This window comes from Bartonella rochalimae ATCC BAA-1498 (assembly GCF_000706645.1).
In the GTDB taxonomy this organism is placed as follows: domain Bacteria; phylum Pseudomonadota; class Alphaproteobacteria; order Rhizobiales; family Rhizobiaceae; genus Bartonella; species Bartonella rochalimae.
Window position 1 is genome coordinate 805,746 of record NZ_KL407337.1, and the last position, 20,466, is coordinate 826,211.

Sequence of the window (20,466 nt, forward strand, 5' to 3'; positions counted from 1 at the left end):
AATTATCGAACTGATGACAAATACAGCTCATTGTACTCTGCAATAAATTTTTAAAAATCATTTGAAATTTATTCTTTACGATATATAAAATATTAATCCATGCTATAAAAATTCACAAATTAAAATTGATATCAATTTTATTATTTAATGAATCAATACATTAATATAAAAAATTTAAGCAACTACTAAAAAATTTTAATGATGTTGCATTGTTTCGTTGTATGCGAATTGTCAAAATCACTGTTACCAATTTTTATTCTATAAATAAACGCTGAGTTAAACCGAGATTATTGCCTTATTTCAGGAAACATACACATGAGAAATATCACAATCAAAAAACTTATTATTGCTACGCATAACACTGGTAAACTCCATGAAATTACCACATTGATTGCTCCTTTTGGTATAACAACACAATCGGTAAAAGAACTTGGCTTGCCCGAACCAAAAGAAACAGGAACAACATTCGAAGAAAATGCTTATATCAAAGCTTTTGCAGCCGCAAAAGCCACAAATTTTCCTGCTTTATCTGATGATTCTGGCATGGAAATAGACGCCTTAAATGGTGCACCCGGTGTTTATACAGCTGATTGGGCTCTCCAACCCGATGGTACACGTGATTTTGTAAAGGCTATGCAAAAAGTAGAAAATGAATTACAAAAAGTTGACCCTCTGAAAAAAAATCAACGTAAAGGTCGATTTATATCGGTTATTTGCCTTGCATATCCCGATGGACATGCGGATTATTTTCGCGGTAGTGTTGAAGGTACATTCATTTGGCCACCACGAGGAAATAAAGGTTTTGGCTTTGATCCTATTTTTTTACCTGATGGATACGAAAATACCTTTGGTGAAATGTCAACAGAACAAAAACACAGTTGGAAACTTCATGGTCAAACTCCTCTTTCGCATCGCGCACGGGCCTTTAAACTCTTTGCGGAAAATCTTTTAGTTCTCTCATGACGAAACCCTTTGGCATTTACATTCATTGGCCATTTTGTACGAGCAAATGTCCTTATTGTGATTTTAATTCATATGTCCGTATAAATGGAGTAGATCAACCCCGTTTTGCAAACGCTTTTGAACGTGAAATAACAACACAAGCTAAGGAAATAGGCCCTCGCCACATTACAAGCATTTTTATTGGAGGAGGAACACCTTCCCTTATGGCACCTCAAACTGTTGATCGTTTATTACAAGCTGTCGCAAAAAACTGGACAATCGATGACAAAGCTGAAATCACACTTGAAGCTAATCCTTCTAGTGTAGAAGCAAATCGCTTCCGTGGTTATCAGTTAGCAGGTGTTAACCGTTTATCTTTAGGTGTACAAGCACTCAATGATAAAGCATTACAACAACTTGGTCGTCTCCATAACGTTAAGCAAGCTCTTCATGCTATTAATTTAGCACGTGAAATTTTCCCACGTTTATCTTTTGACTTAATTTACGCACGCCCCAAACAAACACTTAAACAATGGGAAACTGAACTTTTGCAAGCCATTAATTTGGCCGCAGACCATCTCTCTTTATACCAACTCACCATAGAAGATGGAACAACCTTTAAAAAGCTTCATGCAGCAGGAAAACTGATCCTACCAGCCTCAGAGCAAGCAGCAAATCTTTATACTCTTACCCAAGAAATAACCACTATGTATGGTCTTCCAGCCTATGAAATATCAAATCATGCGATTCCTGGTGCTGAATCGTGCCATAATCTCCTTTATTGGCGTTATCATGAATATGCAGGTTTTGGTCCAGGTGCCCATGGACGTTTTATTAAGCAGTCACTAAAAAATTCCTCTTTTTTTTCAGAAACATTTCCATCCAAAATTGAAAATCATAGCCGGTATGTCACAATAAACGAAAAACATCCCGAAAATTGGCTTGAGTTAGTAGAAACCAAAGGTCACGGTTGTATTGACACAGAACACTTGTCTCAAGAACAACAAGCCAATGAAATGCTACTCATGGGTATGCGTCTTTCAGAAGGACTTGATCTAGCACGCTATGAAACTTTAAGTTGCCAAAGTTTATCGCGAAAAAAACTGATCCGTTTACAACAACAAGGATTAATTGAAATAACGGACAAACAACATTTAAAAGCCACAACAACCGGACGCATTCTTCTTGATCATATTATTGGTCAATTAGCAAATTAAAATCTTTAAAGTCTCATCTTATCATGTCACTAAAATAATCACCACTCCATTTACGCAAAAAAATCGGTGATAAAACGTTCATAAATAGAAGTTAGATTTTCTATAGCATCAAGAGTCACACATTCATCGACCATATGCATAGTTTGCCCTGGCAAACCAAATTCAACAACCGGACAATAGTCTTTAATAAAGCGCGCATCCGATGTGCCACCAGAAGTCGAACACTCTGGAATATTTCCTGTTACACTTTTAATAGCATTCGACAAAATTCCAATTAATTTATCATTTTTGGTCAAGAAAACATCCCCTAAACTACATATCCATTCAAGCTGATAATATAGTACTTGATCATTTTCAGAGTGTACAGAAGCAAGGCGCTTCTCAATTTCAGCAACGAGTGTTTCTTTTGTCCAAAGATCATTATAACGTATATTAAAGCGAATAACTGTTTGTGCTGGTATAATATTTACAGACAAATTTCCTGTATCAATACTTGTCAATTCTAAATGACTTGCTTGAAAATCCTTTGTTCCTTGATCCAAAGCAGTTTGTGTCAACGCTTGAATAAGCTTACTTGCTAAAGGCAATGGATTTGCTGCTCGCTCGGGAAAAGCAACATGACCTTGGCAACCTTTAATCGTAATAATACCAGAAATCGATCCTCGCCGTCCAATTTTGATCATATCACCAACAATATTGACGCTTGTTGGCTCACCCACAATAGCCGCATTCCATTTTTCACCTTTTTGTACTGCCCATTCTAAAAGCTTGACTGTACCGTTTATCGCGGGACCTTCTTCATCACCGGTTATTAAAAAACTTACCATTCCCTTGAGTGTTTTTTTCTTCAGAAACCGAGCCATCGCCGCTATAAAACAAGCAATCCCACCCTTCATATCAACAGCACCTCGCCCATATAATTTTCCCTGGCTTATTACTCCCTCAAAAGGAGGATAAGTCCAGTTTTCTAATTCACCGGGTGGTACTACATCACTATGGCCAGCAAACATAAGATGTGGACCTTCACTTCCTATCTTTGCATAAAGATTTTCAACATCTTCTGCATTTTTATCAACAAAAATAGGACGCTCAACACAAAACCCCATTTTTCTCAAAAAGTGCTCCAAAGTCGATAAAGCACCCGCTTCATGCGGTGTAACAGAAGGGCAACGAATAAGTGTCTGTAAAATCTGAACAGGATCTGTAAGAACAAGCATAAAAGCTATTCCAATCTAAAAAGAACAATTTTAAAAAAACTAAACTTAATTATACAAAAGATAAAGTGAAAACCTTGAATCTATAAAAATAAAACTCCGTTATTTCATCCCCCTATAGTTCAGAATATATAACAGAACACTATCCAGTAGACAAAAACAATACAAATATAGATAAATATAGATAAAGAAGCGCATTTTTACATTAGTGAAAATTAATCCCTTGAAGTGTATGGCCATTTTTCTTTAACCAAGCTTGATAGGTTTTCCTTTCAGGACAAAGTTTTTCACAAAGAGACCAAAATCGTTTTCCATGATTCATCTCAACAAGGTGAGCTACTTCATGGGCAACAACATACTCAACAACTTCTTTTGGCGCCATAATAAGACGCCATGAAAAAGAAAGACGACCATCTGTTGAACATGATCCCCAACGACTTCTAGTGTCCTTATAACTAATTGATTTAACCTTGCGCCCTACCTTGCGTGCATAATGAACCACTAACGGTGCTATAATAATTTTAGCCTGTTTCTTCAAAACATCAGCAACGTGTCTTGGAAGATGCTCTAATCGACTATAAATAACGATTTGTGATTCTTGTTCAGCATTCCCTGTAATAATTTCAGCTACTCCACGTTCCTCTTTACGCAATATAATATGTAAAACCCCCAATATAGGAATTCGTGAACCTTCTTTGAGATGAAAGCTTTCATTGATCATTCCTCCATGATGAGCAAAACGTTTTTCAATCCAAGATCGATGACTTTCAATAAACCATTCAATCATTCTTCGCTCTACTGCAAGCGGAGTGGTCAAATAAATTCCTTGCCTGGCTATATCAACACGCAAGGTAAAGCGACGTGCATTCTTGCGTTCTTTTACCCACAAAGGTATACGACGATTAGAGAGAATAAAGTCTTGTTCATACATAGCCATATATCATGTCTCTTATAATCAATGAACATAACCTTTATTCAGCATTGATTCGATCAATCAAAGATACCAACACCTTTTCAAGACACTTCAAATCTTGGGGACGTGAAAATTGGTGATCCGCATCACGCACAAGTGTTAATGCTACATCATGCAAAGGCAAATAATCAAGTAAAGTTAACGTATGTTGATAAGGTATCTTAACATCTTCCATCCCCTGCAGAATATGAATTGGACACCCAACATCTATGCATTCTTTCATAATACTGTTGTTTCGCCCATCTTCAATGAATGCCTTTGTAAAAAGTAATGGTTCAAAACCATCGGCCAAAGGTCGCTCACAATAACCTTTTTCCTCAAGCATTTTCCATTCTTCTGCGCTTAAAGAAGGTTCCACCAAAGTCTGTGTAAAATCAGGAGCAGGTGCAATTAAGATCATCCCAACAGGCGCTTTGTTTTTTTGCGCAAGTATCATAGCAAGCCTTATAGCAATCCATCCTCCCATAGAAGACCCAATCAAAATTTGTGGACTTTCACAATAAGCTTCAATAATAGCTAAACTCTCTTTAACCCATTGCGAAATCGTTCCTTGAAAAAAATCTCCTTCCGACTCTCCATGACCAGAATAATCAAAACGTAAACAAGAAAAATCATTTTTTTTAGCAAAACTATCAACTACCGTCGCCTTACTCCCTAACATATTAGATCGGTAACCAGGCAACCAAATCAAACCAGGAGAGCGCTTGCCTTTGTGATGACGCACAGCAAGAATCGTATTTTCAAATGAAAAAAATTGACAAGGAATATTTTGATCCATTATTATCCTTTCTCCAAAAAGTTTTCTTTTTACAAAAGAAAATCACTGTATTTTAAAATAATATAACAAATAATCCTTACAATGATAATGAAAAAAGCACGAATTTTTATTGTTTTTCTCTCTATATATTGTATACTGTCATGTTTAAGAATTAATTGATATTAAGGAGCATAGACCATTCGTCGACCATTTAAAATAACCCCTACCCCAAAAGATGGGTTGCGTTCAAATCATGATATTCGCGTGCCTCGTGTCCAATTAATTAATGATGAAGGACAACATCAAGGGATTGTTACAACACAAGAAGCACTCTCTATGGCAGCAGAGGCGGGGCTTGATTTAGTTGAGATTGTGCCAAATGCAGAGCCACCTGTCTGTAAAATTATTGATTTAGGTAAACTAAAATATCAAAATCAAAAAAAGGCTGCAGAAACGCGTAAAAAGCAAAAAATTATCGAAATTAAAGAAATTAAAATGAGACCTAATGTCGATATTCATGATTATGAGGTCAAATTAAAAGCAATCCGTCGTTTTATTGATAATGGAGACAAAGTGAAAATTACTTTGCGTTTTCGTGGTCGCGAAATGGCGCACCAAGATCTTGGGATAAAACTTCTTCAGCGGGTTAAAGAAAATACAAGCGAAATTGCCAAAATCGAATCTGAACCAAAGTTTGAAGGTCGTCAAATTATGATGGTAATAGCGCCTAAATAATTTTTAATAACAATTTCGATCCTATAAAGCTTATTTAAAGTGTGTAAATGCAATTTTTTATGTTGCTGAGATATTGTATTATACTTTTTAATAAGAAATTAATGATTTCTGTAGACAAAAGATTATTTATCAGAAGCTCTCCAACTCATCCTATAAAGGATGATTTGATCTTGCATAAAAAAATGATAGAAATGCTGCATGGCCAAAACACAAATATCCTCTTCTGATAAACATCTCATCATTCGGCTTTTAAAAGAAAATTTTCATAAACATGTGTGCTGGTATAGTGTCGCCATTGTTTCAATGATCATTATTTCCTTTACCACTGTCATCAGTGCATGGATTATGCGCGATGTTGTCAATCATATTATTGATGGACAAAATTTTAATATGATTGTTTTTATTTCCAGTATTATTGCTTTTATTTTCATTCTTAAGGGGATCGCAATTTTTACTCAAACTTATTTTTTAAGCAAAGCAGGCAATAGTATTGTTGCTGAACAACAACGTAAAATTTATACACGCCTCATAAAACAAGGTGTCTCTTTTTATCACAATAATACTTCATCGGATCTTCTTGTCCGCGTAACCCACAGTGCAACAGCAGCACGCAATATTATTGATATTATTATCACAACATTTGTGCGTGATTTACTTTCTGTTATTGGCCTTTTGTTTGTTATGCTTATTCAAAATTTTACATTAATTGCCATTACCTTAATAGTGGGTCCATTAGCATTTTTAGGAATTCGAATAGCCTTAAAACATGTTCGCACTCTTATGGAAAAAGAGCTTCTTTCACTTGGAGAAATTATAAAAATCGTACAAGAAACAACGATTGGTATTCATGTAATAAAAGCTTTTTCACTCGAAAAATTGATGCAAAAACGCATGAATAAAGCCATTTATGATGTTGAACAACAAGCAAATAGTATCGCAATGCTTGAAGCTGCTACAAATCCAATTATGGAAACACTTGCTGGCATTGCGATTGCAGGTGTTATCTGCTTTTCCGGCTACCTTGCAAGTCAACGGACAGGCGTTCAAGGTGAATTAATGTCCTTTATTGTTGCTTTACTTTTAGCCTATGAACCAGCCAAAAGATTAGCAAATGTACGTGTTAAAATTGAATCTGGTCTGGTTAGTATCCGTACAATGTTTGAAATACTCGATCATCCTCTCACAGTTATGGAGCATAAAGAAGCTAAGGATCTTAATAAAAAACAAAATTCAATACGTTTTGAACATGTTTCTTTTGCTTATACTGATGATCAGATGGTGTTAAACGACATTAATCTAGAAATTGAAGCAGGTAAAATGACAGCATTAGTAGGACCATCCGGTTCAGGAAAATCGACTTTTATTAGCCTTCTTATGCGCCTTTATGATCCTACTCAAGGACGTATATTGATCAATGATCAAGATATTCGCTACATCACATTTCGTTCCCTTAGAAATCTTATGGCCTATGTAGGACAAGATACTTTTCTATTCCAAGGAAGCGTTAAATATAATATCGGACTTGGAAAAGAAGGAGCAAGTGATAACGATATTATTAAAGCAGCAAAAGCAGCCAATGCTCATGACTTTATTATGGATTTACCTAACGGTTATGACACCCTAGTTGGGGATAATGGCAATAATCTGTCAGGTGGACAAAAACAACGTATCGCCATTGCCCGTGCCATGCTTCATGACAGTGAAATCTTGCTTCTTGATGAAGCAACAAGTGCGTTAGATTCACACACTGAAGCACAAATCAATGAAGCTCTTGATCACCTTACACAAGGACGTACCACTATTGTTATTGCTCATCGTCTTTCAACGATTGCCCGTGCTCATAAAATTATTGTGATCCAAAATGGGCGTCTTATTGAACAAGGAACCCAACAAGAGTTACTAGCAAAAAAAGAAGGTGTTTATAAAAAACTTCACCATATCCAATTTGAAGAACAGAACCTTTAAATAATAGATTTTATCACTAATTTTTAAGTTAATAATCTTTTTCATAGAACAAACCAAAACTCGTATTTTCTTCACTTCCTATAGCCCCTTTAGCTTTAAGATGACGTGAAATATCCAAATTAATTGTTCCTTTCGTTGTTCCATTCGATCCCGCCTCAAAACCCAAGTAAATATTAGAATGTATATAGCGTCCAACACGTAAACCTGTGTTGCCTTTTTTATCAACAACAACATCAAGATCATCGAGACCAATATGGGATCGTAAAGTATTCAATAAAGATGTGTTAGAAGCACCAGCAAGCTCAGCAGCTGCTGCTGTAAGCTGAACAATTTGAAATGGCGATAATTCGTTAAGAGAGCGATTGAAAATCAAACGCGCCAATACCTCATCCTGTGGTAAAACAGGTTGTGAAGAAAACTGAATATCAAGATTATCAATTGTTCCTTTTACTATTACATTAACACGAATATCACCATTATTATTGTTGGTAATAAAATAAACAGTAGGATTAAGATTACCGTTAAAGCTTATCTGTCCTTTATCGAAATTGAGACGTTGTGAAAGAATATCAAACCTTCCGCGAATCATTTGTAATTCACCAACTGGACGCATACCCTGCAAAGGGCCTTTTAAATTAATGCTTCCTCCTAATTCAGCATCAACCCCTCGACCACGCACAAAAAATTTGTTGTGTGCATTAATTTTTATATCTAACCGGATAACAGAAGAAGACTCTTCAGAAACATCTTGATTATGACCATAAGTTTTAACATTAGCTCGTTCAAGTGTTTTTTGAATCGGTGCGATTAAGTTCTTATGTTTAAGATTTAAAAATGCTGCATTTTTAAAATTATCAGGAATAAGAAGCTCTGCTTTTTCAATTGTGACATCACCACCAACAACAAGATCACGCAAAAAATAACCAGTTACTGTCATTTCGCCTGTTAATGTCGCAAAAATCATAGACCCGTCATTATAATGGGCATGATCGAGATGAATCACTAGATCAGTCTGCAAATCATTAGAAATGCGACCTGAAGCAGAAAGAGACCCTCCATAAGAAGAAGCATAAGCATTCTCTAAAATCACATGATCGCCATTTAGTTTGCCTTCAAACCTTATATTATCCAATTCTAAATTTGTTTGTGTATCTAAAAAGTGACCATTAGATACAGAAAAATGTCCTTTTAATTGTGGCTGAGGCAATGCACCACTGATAGTGCTCTCTATTTTTACTATTCCCGCTACATGCGCACCACGCTCAGCTACAAATTGATTCATAAAACTAAGAGGCATCATGCCTCTAACATGCAATTCAACTTTTGAATTATTCAAAGAAATTTGTCCATTAACAGAAAGATCCAAATCCTTGGCGCCCGATGCTACCATATGCTCAATATGAAATATTGATTTTTTATAAAAACCAAGGATATTCATATTCATCGACTCTGGTCCTTTATGAGTCATGACTGTCAAATTTTGACTAGTGAGGTCAAAATGGGCAGACAAACTCTTCCAATCTCCGCCAACATCAACCTTACCAACCACTTCTCCCCCAAAAGGCTCTCCCTTGATAAAACCATTGACCAAATGTGCAGGAAAATTTTTTAGACTAACATGTAAATCAAAATTGCTCTTATCTAGAGGGACTTTTCCTTGTGCTTGCACCTGCAATCCATCTCCGCTTAGCTCAGCAGATAAAAGAAGAGCTTGGTTGACTGCTTTACCCTTAGCAGAAAAAGTAAAAGGCTTTATTTTCTTTTCTTGCAAAGGAGCAATCATTAACTCTTGGCCCCTTACATCATAGATTATCTCAGGCTTTGTAAAACTTCCATGGACCATAATATCTCCTGTTAAAGTCCCGGCAGCATCAAGATCTGACTTCCAAAGATTCGCTAATGTAGCAGGCACAGCACTCATTTTAAGATGCAAATTAAGAGTATCTTGAATATTGCCTGAAAGCACGATTTCACCTTCATTGACAGAAATTCCTAACTTATTCATCGTTATTCCATTTTTATCAAAGAGGATGATCACTGGTTTAAGTAATGCTGCATGCAGACCAACTTGTTTCACATCTATAGTTTCAAGCTCCACTTTTTGTTTCACATCTTCAAATAATCCCTCTGTTATAACGCGTCCAGAAAGCTTTGCATCTGTATCATTATGTAGCACTGCTTGAACATTAAAAACAGTTTGTCCATCGTTATTCAAAGCTTGAGCATTCAAATGATTGACCATCATAAAGGGTGTCCGAATATGTTCTGCATTAACAGAACCTTTAAATTGTATCGCGCCAAAAGGGTTGAATATATCAGCTTGTATAGCCAATTTTTTTATTTCATTTTTTGCAAGTATAAAATTATTAACATTAGCTTTTAAATTTGCTATCTGTTGGTTATTTCTTTCATCAAAAATAAAGTCGCCCTTTACCTTCCCACTTCCTTTTTGCAAAAATAATGCAGAAAGAGTTGAAATATCGTCCGCATCAATATGCAAATTTCCTTTCAAAAAACGTTCAAAAGTTTGAGTAATATCACCGGTTATACGTGCATTACCTCCTTTAATATTGATACCCTGAAGCTTCCAGATATGATCGGTATTGTTAAAAACAGCAGATAGCTGTAATGGTTTCTCAGAAAAAGTCCCTTCTCCTTCTATAAAACCCGTTAAATAGGAGGAAACTGGTGATGTATTATCCATAAGCACATTCATATTGAATATTGTATTTTGAAGTTTTTTACCAACCAAAAAGGCTTCAACAATTTGAGCCTTTGTACTGATTGTTATAAGACTATTATGTCCTCTAGCAGCGCCTTTAATTGTAGCAGATCCATCCATTCTTGGATCTAACAGAGAAAGATTAGATATTTGAGCAGAAAAATCCATTTCAGCGCTTTCTCTGCCAAAATAGCCATCAGCTTTTAGATTGGCAAACTGATTTTTTAAATGGAAATCATTAACGATTAAACCTATTCTATTCCGCGCAATATCACCTGAAAGAAAAAGTTCTCCCTTTAATAAATGATCAACTGCTGCCCTTCCTATTTTAGCATTGTCAGTTGTGCCTAAAAATTTAAGATCAAAAGTCCCTTTAATTAAATTAAAATTTCCTTTTGCTTTAATATCCGCACCACCAGAAAATGACTGTCCATTCAACAAACCCAAAGGTGCTAATGTTTGTGCTTTTACACCAAGATCTCCTTTAAAAATAAAACGATCCATTTGTCCTTTTAACCAAATAGAAAAATCCTGAGCTTTAACACTAAAATCATGGATTGACATTGGTTTTCCAGAAAGAATATCCGTATCAAGATGTATATAAACTGGTTGATTTAAATCTTCTGCAAAACCATCCTTAATCCTTGTAATTCCCTGAAGCATACCATTAATCTGAATACCTACATGACGAGAAACTAAATTATCAAGATTTTCACTCACACCCCCCATATCAAAAACAGCATCACGAATATGAATATTGTCATTGCTCAAATGATGTACAGCAAGCCGCCCTTTCCAAGTTTGTTGTCCTTTACGGCCATAATCAACTGTTAAAGCAAGATTATCTATGTGTGTTTGTGTCTTTAGCCGTGGTAAACGAGTTGATGCTTTTTCTTTATCAAAAGCTATTTTGCCATCAACAAAAAGACGTCGTAAAAATCCATCATTCGCTATTTCAGCATTAGCTACAACATCAATTGTATCGCCTTGAAGAGTCATATGATTAAGATGCATTGCACCTTCGTTTGTCATCGTTACTTTTGCTTTTAAAGCAAAATTAGATTCAAAGAAACTACGATATTGAGATTGAACAGGCATTAAACGACCAATTGTTCCATCTAAATTTGTTATGAGACTATGACCTTCTGCAGCCTCTACGAGAGTAAAATTTCCCTCCAAAATAGGTTGCTGATTAGCTTTTAAATTAAGCATAATAACCAAATCATCAAAAGTTCCATTACCTTTAATGGAGAGGTTTAATGCAGGACGCTTTTCAAGCTCAAGAATATTAGCTATAATACCATTTTGTGGTTCATCAGCAATAATATCAATTTTAGCTGTACGATCGTTTTTGGATATTTTTGTTAAGATAGAAAAATAACCTAATTCATCTAAACGTTGAAATTCTATATTAGTATCCAGCTCATCATTACTTAAGGTTAAATGCCCTTTTAATGATACATCAGAAACAAAGCCAAAAATGTCTTTTTCAAAGGTCAGATACTCAACCATCAATGTATTCACAAAAATTGCCATAGACAATTTAGGTATGGAAAACTGATCAGCTTCAAAAAAGGAAATTGAGGAGGAATTTTGTGGTTTACGTAAAAATATAATTTTTTCTGCTGAAAGCTGATTAATTTTAACATGTCCTCGCAGTAAAGCTAAACGATTCCAATCGATCTTAGCATTGTTAATTTTAAGCCAAATACCTTTGTTATCACTTATAGTAATTGTATCAATAGACGCCTGTGAAGATAATGCCCCCTGGACATTATGCAAACGAATTTGTCGATTAGGTGTGGAAAGTTTACGTTCAATAAAAGAAACAAGCCATGAACGATCATTTTCTATTTCCTCTCCGGCGAATGAATTTCCTCTTTGAACAAAGACAAAAGAGAGCATCATCAAAAGAGAAAATCCAAATAAAAAAAACCTCAAATACCACATTTTTTTCATTAGAATGCTTGTCCTATACCGACATAAAAACCAACACGAGGATCACTTTTCTCTCGCTTAAAAGGAAAAGCTACATCAAACCGAAAAGGGCCAAAACTAGTCATATAACGGCCTCCAATGCCCGCGCCCCATTTCATTTGTTGTGAAAAATTAAAATGCGTTTTTTCCCCTACAAAGCCGCCATCAATAAAACTCACAAATCCTATTTTATTACTAAAGGAAAGGCGTAATTCAGCTGATCCTTCAATAAGAGAACGCCCACCAATAATAGTATCATTTTTTGTTTTGATACCAATATTACGATAAGCATATCCTCTAACAGATCCACCGCCACCAGCAAAAAAAAGTGTATCTGAAGGCAATTCAGCTATATTACCTCCAATAATTGTACCAAGCTTTACGCGTGTTGAAAAAATAAAATGCTCTTTTACATCAAACGCCCAATAAGACCGACCTTCTATTGTCATTTTTGTCACAAAATTATCAAAACGCATTTCATAAAGCGGTTCAAGAACTGCTTCACCATACAAACCCTTTGCCGCATTAACTGGATTATTACGACCATCATAAATCAAACCACTCAATAATCCAATTGTGGTGAAATGACGGCTTCCAAAATAATCATCACGAGAATAACCATTAAAAGTAGCTACAGCAACTCGCCCTGATAACTGATCATTAAAAATATGCCTAATCCCCAACTGTCCTTTGAAAGCTTTTGTAGTATAATTATCTAAAACATCTTGTTCTCCTTTCAGTTCTGCTGCAAAATCAGTATCAGGAGTAATGATGCCAGGCTTAATAAATGTCGCTCCCAAAAGATAATTAAAATTTTTCGGATGATAAGACTCTTCTTTTCTACTACCGATATCGCTTATTTTAGTTTCAATTTTAAGGTGCTCTGCATGGCCAAAAATGTTATTGTGCATCCAATAAGCTTCAAGTCCTACGCCATCTAATGTTGAATAGCTACCACCAATACCAAAACGTCGTGGCTTACGTTCTTCTAAAACAAGTGTAAGTGGTAAATGACCATCAGAGCTAATTGTTTCAGCCTCACGCACAATCACTGCACGAAAAACGTCAAGTCGTGCAAGCCGTTTATTTGCCTTAATCAACGCATCAGGATTATATTGTTGATTTGGTTTTAATCCCGTCATCCATGCAATATAAGCTGAATCTATACGTGGTTTTTGGCTCACATTACGCACATTTAAAGAGCCGTAATAAGCCTTTTTCCCAGGATTAACTGTAATCTGCGCGTCAATAAAGCGTGCTGCATGATCAGCAACAACATCACGATTCACAATATTGGCTTTAGCATAACCTTGTTGACGCCATCTTTCTATTAACCACCGTTCTGCTTTAAGAATAGTCTCAGATTTTGCAACAGCACCAACTTTATAACCTAAATTTTCCACTGAAAGAATTTCACCTGTTTTATACCTTTCAAGAAAAAAAGCTTTATTGAAATTCGCAACATTAAAAACATATTGTGGTCCAGCATCAATTGTAATGATAATATTCGAATGAGTTGGTAACTGAGACAAAGGGCTTAAATCAGAAACCTCCAAACCATTAATTTTAATACTGATGATACCACCATAACGGCCATCAGCATAAAGGGCTGCAAGTATTGTCCGATAATTTGAACGGGCTTTAGCTAACAAACCAGATGAATTTGCTACTGTTTTACCTTGATCAGAAACAAGAGAAGATGCAGCTTTAGCTATTTTAATCCCTTCTTGTGGGGCCCCTGGTGGAGCAACCACTTCGACGGTATAAGATTTTTCTGTACTATTTACTCCAGATGGAAAAGAAGCTGAGGTTTTTTTTCCAAATAAATGAAAACCAAAGAGCTCAAATGCGAAAACTGACCGTGTAAAAACAAAAATTAGGCATAAGGCTATCACTACGCTGTATGCGGTTATTGATTTCAAAGAAATTCTTGTCGGACACATTCCCAAATCAGATACTCTTAATAAATATTTTGATGTTTTTTTCTTATAAATAAAATCAACTAAAGAACGATAAACATTGTTTTCTATTATTAAGTTCTTCACCCTCTTTAATTACATTAAATCATACATTTTTTTTTAAATATGCGATTTCATATTTCTTTTCCGTTTTTTTCCATATTCACAGATTGTGAAGAACTGTGAGACAAAACTAAAATATTATATTTTTATGTTTTTAACACATTCATTTAATCTCTTTTAAATACTTTATTGAGGCATATATTATTATAGTTAAATTTATACGAATGCCCCTCCATCACAGTGCTCTCAAATCCTGAATATATATCTTCATCAAAAAGCGTGTAGAGGCACTTCTTGATTTTTATACATAGATATGATTGTGTCTTTCAAATAAAAGAAGGGGGGAAATAAATAATGGTCGCACATGTTACAACGGTTGCTTTTCGTGGTCTAGAAGCAATTCCTGTTGATGTACAGGTTATGATTTCCTCCGGCAAAATAGGAATGGCTATTGTTGGATTAGCCGATAAAGCAGTCGCAGAAAGTCGTGAACGAATACAAGCAGCTCTTCATGCCTGCGGGCTTTCTATGCCAAACAAACGAGTTACCGTTAATCTTGCACCAGCTGATTTGCCCAAAGAAGGTTCACATTATGACCTTCCCATTGCCTTAGGCTTAATGCTCGCTATGAATCTTCTTCCTTCCGATATAGCTCAAAAATATATCATTTTAGGTGAATTATCACTTGATGGATCTATTAACTCTGTTAATGGTGTTTTACCAACTGCAATGACAGCATTATCGCTTGATAAAGGATTAATTTGCCCTCACAAATGCGGCCCAGAAGCAGCATGGGCAAACGCAGAAATGGATATTCTTGCCCCTGAAAATCTTCTTATGATAATCAACCATTTTAAAGGAACACAAATTCAAAAAAGACCACAACCACGTCAATATACCACATCAACCGAATTACCAGATCTCTGTGAGATTAAAGGACAACAATCTGCAAAACGAGCATTAGAAGTTTGTGCAGCAGGACGACATAATCTTCTATTTGTGGGTCCTCCTGGTGCAGGAAAATCTATGCTAGCCCAATGCTTACCTTCTATTTTACCACCTCTTGATAGCCGCGAGCTTTTAGATGTTGCTCTTATTTCTTCTATTACAGGAGAAACAACACATAATACTATATCACACCATTGTCCCTTTCGTTCTCCACATCATTCTGCCTCTATGGCTGCAATGATTGGTGGTGGCCTCAAAGGGCGGCCAGGAGAAGTATCGCTTGCTCATAATGGTGTTTTATTTCTAGATGAATTTCCTGAATTTTCTCCTCAAGTTCTTGATTCTCTTCGTCAACCTTTAGAGAGCGGAGAATGCATTATTGCCCGTGCAAATCACCATATAAGCTATCCCGCTCGTATTCAACTCATCGCTGCAATGAACCCCTGTCGATGCGGTATGGCTGGTGAAAAAGGTCATGTTTGTTCCAAAGGTATACGGTGCCAAATTGATTATCAATCCCGTATTTCTGGTCCTTTACTTGATCGCATTGATTTACGTATCGAAGTCCCTGCTTTAACAGCAATGGATCTCATGCAACAAAAACAGTCAGAAAAAAGCTCTAATGTCGCAAAACGCGTTGCACAAGCGCGTTCTATTCAAGCTAAGCGTTTTGCAGCACTGGATCTTCCCCACATCCGAACCAATAGCGACTGTCCTGCAAAAATCATTGAACAAATTGCTATTCCCGATCAAAATGCCGCTACATTACTCCGTGATGTTAGCGAAAAGATGCACCTTTCCGCACGTGCTTATCATCGTATTCTCAAAGTCGCACGCACTATTGCTGATCTTGATCAAGCACAGCATCTTGCACGCCATCACCTTGCAGAAGCTATTTCCTATCGGTTAAACAACGAAAGACTTGTAACTATCACTTAATGAGTTTTAAATTAATAAAAACTAATTGGAAAATAACGTAAATAAAGCTCTGTCAGCTTACCATCACGCTCTAAAGATTTTAGAGCATAATTTAGAATATCAACTAAATGTGCATTCTTTTTTGCAACAGCGATTCGCATTCCTGCTCCTAAAAATTGTGGAGCTATATAAGCTCCTCCAACAAAATGACAACAATCCATTGATTGCGGATCATTTACCCATAAGGACAAAGCCAATCCGTCATCAAAAATAAGATCAATTTCATGATCCTGTAATGCTTTATAGAGCATTTTTCTATTATCAAACCCATGCCATTCAGCTTGAGGAAAATAACTATGAAACAGTTTTTCATATGCACTATTAATTAAAAATCCACTCTTTAAATACTCAAGTTTATTGCTTATCAGTTCATTAAGATTCAAAGATTTATCCGATACAAAACGCGCAGGAAAACGCAAATAAGTTCCGGTAAAAGCAAGATATTGATGCATTTCCGTTGTTTCTTCTAAACCAGCAATCATTGCTTCTGCTTCATCGCTATTGAGATGATTTACCAATTCTTCCCGAGGCACAACTTCTACTTCACATAATTTTTCAAGTGTTAGTTTTACGCAAATGGCACGTAATAAATCAGCATTATAGCCTGCAAGATGACCTGTTTTATCAAGAAAGTTAAAAGGAGGAAAATCAAACGTTGTAACAAAACGTAAACGCTTTATATTCGCTATATCAGGCTGTATCAAATGTTCGTGCGCATTAAAAAAAGAAGGAAGCCTGCCTCCCATCCCAACCTTTACAAAAGATGAAAAAAAAAGGACCGACGCTATAAATAAAATTCCAATAAAAGAATTTAATATATTGATGAATATATTCATTTTTAAAATCTCCCCCCAATAAATTATTTATAGCTAAACTACTCTTTTTTCTTTGTCACAGTGTTAAAAGCTCAACTAAAAAGAGTTGATATTTTAAATAGGTTAAAGTCTTTAATATTCCTCACAATTGTTAAAAAATTTAAGAGTTTCTATATATTTTTAGATCTATAATATGGATTTTATGGTGTGCTTTTGTAGATAAAAATATAAAAAACAATAATTTTCTTAGTTTAGAATAAATTTCTATAGGAATATTGGCTTTATTCCTGTTTTCCTTGTAATGATTGTGACTTTCTTCTATTCTGCAGATATGCAAGAATGATATCTTAATTTTGTAAATACTATTCTAGACACAATCAATTCAAAACAATGAAGCAATAACTTTCCTTCCAAGGAACATAAATCTTATTTTAAAGCTATAAAATATAACCAAAATCATCCTTCATTTTTAAAATAGGAACCTCTTTATCATCCTTTTATTATAAAGGAATAATCGTGCAACACGTATCGACAAAACATCATCATTTGAATATGAAAAACCTCTATATCTATTCTAGACAGGACACATGTTGAATATAGATCTGATATACGGTAAACATCTAATGTTGTTATTCTATAAATAACGGGCTAAAACATTAAGCCCACAAAAAAATGACGAAATATTGAAATTAAATACAGAAATGGATTGACCTATGAGTGATGAAACAACTTCGCCAGCGTGTGGTGACTATGGTGCATCTTCCATTAAAGTCCTTAAAGGTCTTGATGCTGTGCGCAAACGTCCTGGCATGTATATTGGTGATACCGATGATGGTTCAGGTCTGCACCATATGGTTTATGAAGTTGTAGATAACGCTATTGATGAAGCTTTAGCTGGTTACGCTACTCTTGTAAATGTCACACTTCATGCTGATGGATCCTGCTCTGTTCGTGATAATGGACGTGGAATTCCAACAGATATTCATCCAACCGAGGGTATTTCGGCCGCTGAAGTTATCATGACACAACTCCATGCTGGTGGAAAATTTGATCAAAATTCTTACAAAGTTTCCGGAGGATTGCATGGTGTTGGAGTTTCTGTTGTTAATGCACTTTCTGTTTGGCTACGGTTACGTATTAAGCGTAATGGAAAAATTCATGAAATGTCGTTTACACATGGAGTCGCTGATTCCCCATTAAAAATTGTTGATGATTGTGATTCAGAAAGCGGAACAGAAATAACTTTTTTACCAAGTTCTGAAACCTTTACGATGGTTGAATTTGATTTCGAAACTTTAGAGCGTCGTCTACGAGAATTAGCTTTTTTAAATTCGGGTATACACATCATCCTTACAGATCAACGTCATGCTGATGTTCAATCAGTAGAATTGCATTATGAAGGTGGATTAATTGAATTTGTCAAACATATCGATCAATCAAAAAAAGCTCTCATTGATAATCCTATTTATATCACAAACCAAAAAGATGGCATGAGCGTAGATGTTGCTTTATGGTGGAATGATTCCTACCATGAAAAAGTATTGTGTTTTACTAATAATATTCCGCAACGAGATGGCGGAACTCATTTAGCAGGTTTTCGTAGCGCTTTAACACGTCAAATTAATGGTTATGCAGAATCCTCAGGGATTGCCAAAAAAGAAAAAGTTAATTTAACTGGTGATGATTGTCGTGAAGGCTTAACAGCTATTCTTTCTGTCAAAGTGCCTGACCCAAAATTTTCCTCTCAAACAAAAGATAAATTGGTTTCTTCAGAGGTGCGTCCTATTGTTGAAAATTTGGTCAATGAAGGTCTTTCATCATGGCTAGAAGAACACCCTAATGAAGCAAAAATCCTTATCAGTAAAGTAGTAGAAGCTGCAGCTGCCCGTGAAGCAGCTCGTAAAGCACGGGAACTCACACGACGTAAAGGAGCCCTTGATATCACTTCTTTACCAGGAAAACTTGCTGATTGTCAGGAACGTGATCCTACAAAATCAGAAATCTTTATTGTCGAGGGAGATTCAGCTGGTGGATCCGCTAAAAGTGGACGTTCACGTCAAAATCAAGCAATTTTGCCCTTGCGTGGTAAAATTCTTAACGTCGAACGAGCACGCTTTGACCGAATGCTTTCATCTGAAATGATCGGAACACTCATCACTGCTCTTGGTACCTCCATCGGGAAAGACGAATTTTCGCCAGATAAGGTACGTTATCATAAAATTATTATTATGACAGATGCGGACGTTGACGGAGCACATATCCGCACCCTACTTCTCACCTTCTTTTTTAGACAAATGCCTGAATTGATTGAACGTGGACATCTGTATATTGCTCAACCACCTCTTTATAAAGTATCCCGTGGTAAATCTTTTCAATATATAAAAAATGAAGCAGCATTCGAAGAATTTTTAATTGATGCGGGATTGGAAGAAACGACATTAGAACTTGCAACAGGTGAGGTTCTTGCCGGTGCTGATTTGCGTAAGCTTGCTGAAGATGCCCGTATGTTACGCCAACTTCTCAATGGTCTTCACACACGCTATGATCGTAATATCGTTGAGCAAGCCGCAATTGCTGGTATTTTTGGCTCTAAAGCTTTTACAACACCAGAAAAAGCTCAACAAACAGCAGACAATGTGGCAAATCGATTGGATTTAATTGCTGATGATATGGAACGCGGTTGGACGGGTATCTGTGCACCAGAAGGAGGGTTGTATTTTGAGCGTATTTTGCGTGGCGTTAAAGAAGTTATTACACTTGATGCAGGGCTTATAAATTCAGCGGATGCGCGCCAAATTGATCGTATTGCTCAAAATCTCATAGAAGTCTATAGTCCCCCTCCTCTCTTGCATCGCAAGGATAAATCAGAGCGTATCTTTGGACCTATTAGTTTATTAGAAAGTATTTTTAAAAATGGCAAAAAAGGTTTGACTTTACAGCGTTATAAAGGTCTTGGAGAAATGAACGCCGACCAATTGTGGGAAACAACCCTTAATCCTGACGCACGTACTCTTTTACAGGTTAAAATTAATGACGCAACGGATGCAGACTCACTCTTTTCTCGCTTAATGGGTGATGAAGTTGAACCACGGCGATCTTTTATTCAAGATAATGCCTTAAGTGTTGCTAATCTGGATATCTAAAAGCGCTTTTTTATCTTAAGCTGTATATAAACATTATGATTTTATCCGTTGTTTTTTCG

Annotated in this window: 12 protein-coding genes; 6 read left to right on the top strand and 6 right to left on the bottom strand. The window is 36.0% G+C overall.

Going from position 1 to position 20,466, the window contains the following annotated elements; translation table 11 throughout:
• The first annotated feature begins 315 nt into the window (after positions 1-315).
• Entirely contained in the window at positions 316-963 is a 648-nt protein-coding gene (gene rdgB, locus O99_RS03480; RefSeq protein WP_035006363.1) for an RdgB/HAM1 family non-canonical purine NTP pyrophosphatase, read from the top strand.
• Entirely contained in the window at positions 960-2,159 is a 1,200-nt protein-coding gene (gene hemW / locus O99_RS03485; RefSeq protein ID WP_035006364.1) for a radical SAM family heme chaperone HemW, read from the top strand. Before rdgB ends, hemW begins: the two co-directional genes overlap by 4 nt.
• A 50-nt stretch (positions 2,160-2,209) precedes the next feature.
• Here the strand turns inward: hemW and dapE are convergent, their stop codons facing one another.
• The 3 genes from dapE to O99_RS03500 all read right to left on the bottom strand — a co-directional run bounded on the left by dapE (position 2,210) and on the right by O99_RS03500 (position 5,124).
• The gene (dapE, locus tag O99_RS03490) at positions 2,210-3,376 is read right to left on the bottom strand and encodes a succinyl-diaminopimelate desuccinylase (RefSeq protein WP_035006366.1); all 1,167 of its coding nucleotides are present in this window, start codon (positions 3,374-3,376) and stop codon (positions 2,210-2,212) included.
• Between the two features lie 202 nt (positions 3,377-3,578).
• Complete coding sequence (locus O99_RS03495; RefSeq protein WP_035006367.1) at positions 3,579-4,310, bottom strand: M48 family metallopeptidase; 732 nt, start codon at positions 4,308-4,310, stop codon at positions 3,579-3,581.
• A gap of 34 nt (positions 4,311-4,344) precedes the next feature.
• Positions 4,345-5,124: an alpha/beta hydrolase gene (locus tag O99_RS03500; protein ID WP_035006368.1), complete on the bottom strand. Its 780-nt coding sequence runs from the start codon at positions 5,122-5,124 to the stop codon at positions 4,345-4,347.
• A 195-nt stretch (positions 5,125-5,319) separates the two neighbouring features.
• Here O99_RS03500 and infC point away from each other — a divergent pair, with 195 nt between their 5' ends.
• Together infC and O99_RS03510 are read left to right on the top strand one after the other, a co-directional pair.
• Positions 5,320-5,838 carry a translation initiation factor IF-3 gene (gene infC, locus O99_RS03505; protein ID WP_035006369.1) on the top strand — a complete coding sequence of 173 codons (519 nt, stop codon included), beginning with the start codon at positions 5,320-5,322 and terminating at the stop codon, positions 5,836-5,838.
• A 198-nt stretch (positions 5,839-6,036) separates the two neighbouring features.
• Complete coding sequence (locus O99_RS03510) at positions 6,037-7,803, top strand: ABC transporter ATP-binding protein (RefSeq protein ID WP_035006370.1); 1,767 nt, start codon at positions 6,037-6,039, stop codon at positions 7,801-7,803.
• Between the two features lie 28 nt (positions 7,804-7,831).
• Here O99_RS03510 and O99_RS03515 read toward each other — a convergent pair whose 3' ends face one another.
• Together O99_RS03515 and O99_RS03520 are read right to left on the bottom strand one after the other, a co-directional pair.
• Positions 7,832-12,484 carry a translocation/assembly module TamB domain-containing protein gene (locus tag O99_RS03515; RefSeq protein WP_035006371.1) on the bottom strand — a complete coding sequence of 1,551 codons (4,653 nt, stop codon included), beginning with the start codon at positions 12,482-12,484 and terminating at the stop codon, positions 7,832-7,834.
• Positions 12,484-14,445, bottom strand: a complete 1,962-nt coding sequence (locus tag O99_RS03520; RefSeq protein ID WP_035006748.1) for an autotransporter assembly complex protein TamA — start codon at positions 14,443-14,445, stop codon at positions 12,484-12,486. The genes O99_RS03515 and O99_RS03520 overlap by 1 nt, the downstream gene beginning before the upstream one ends.
• A 432-nt stretch (positions 14,446-14,877) precedes the next feature.
• Between O99_RS03520 and O99_RS03525 the strand changes: the two genes are divergently transcribed.
• Positions 14,878-16,410 (top strand): YifB family Mg chelatase-like AAA ATPase, encoded by a 1,533-nt coding sequence (locus tag O99_RS03525; protein WP_035006372.1) that lies wholly within the window; start codon positions 14,878-14,880, stop codon positions 16,408-16,410.
• A gap of 11 nt (positions 16,411-16,421) precedes the next feature.
• Here O99_RS03525 and O99_RS03530 read toward each other — a convergent pair whose 3' ends face one another.
• A complete protein-coding gene (locus O99_RS03530) occupies positions 16,422-17,285 on the bottom strand; it encodes a transporter substrate-binding domain-containing protein (protein WP_035006373.1) in 864 nt (287 codons plus the stop codon).
• 692 nt (positions 17,286-17,977) lie between these two features.
• On the opposite strand from O99_RS03530, the gene gyrB reads away from it, so the two are divergent.
• Complete coding sequence (gene gyrB / locus O99_RS03535) at positions 17,978-20,407, top strand: DNA topoisomerase (ATP-hydrolyzing) subunit B (RefSeq protein WP_035006374.1); 2,430 nt, start codon at positions 17,978-17,980, stop codon at positions 20,405-20,407.
• The last annotated feature ends 59 nt before the right edge of the window (positions 20,408-20,466 follow it).

Coding starts and splice junctions, on each gene's coding strand:
- O99_RS03510 (WP_035006370.1), top strand. CDS start 6,037: ATGGCCAAAACACAAATATCCTCTTCTGATAAACATCTCATCATTCGG.
- O99_RS03495 (WP_035006367.1), bottom strand. CDS start 4,310: ATGGCTATGTATGAACAAGACTTTATTCTCTCTAATCGTCGTATACCT.
- dapE (WP_035006366.1), bottom strand. CDS start 3,376: ATGCTTGTTCTTACAGATCCTGTTCAGATTTTACAGACACTTATTCGT.
- gyrB (WP_035006374.1), top strand. CDS start 17,978: ATGAGTGATGAAACAACTTCGCCAGCGTGTGGTGACTATGGTGCATCT.
- O99_RS03520 (WP_035006748.1), bottom strand. CDS start 14,445: ATGTGTCCGACAAGAATTTCTTTGAAATCAATAACCGCATACAGCGTA.
- rdgB (WP_035006363.1), top strand. CDS start 316: ATGAGAAATATCACAATCAAAAAACTTATTATTGCTACGCATAACACT.
- O99_RS03525 (WP_035006372.1), top strand. CDS start 14,878: ATGGTCGCACATGTTACAACGGTTGCTTTTCGTGGTCTAGAAGCAATT.
- O99_RS03530 (WP_035006373.1), bottom strand. CDS start 17,285: ATGAATATATTCATCAATATATTAAATTCTTTTATTGGAATTTTATTT.
- hemW (WP_035006364.1), top strand. CDS start 960: ATGACGAAACCCTTTGGCATTTACATTCATTGGCCATTTTGTACGAGC.
- O99_RS03515 (WP_035006371.1), bottom strand. CDS start 12,484: ATGAAAAAAATGTGGTATTTGAGGTTTTTTTTATTTGGATTTTCTCTT.
- O99_RS03500 (WP_035006368.1), bottom strand. CDS start 5,124: ATGGATCAAAATATTCCTTGTCAATTTTTTTCATTTGAAAATACGATT.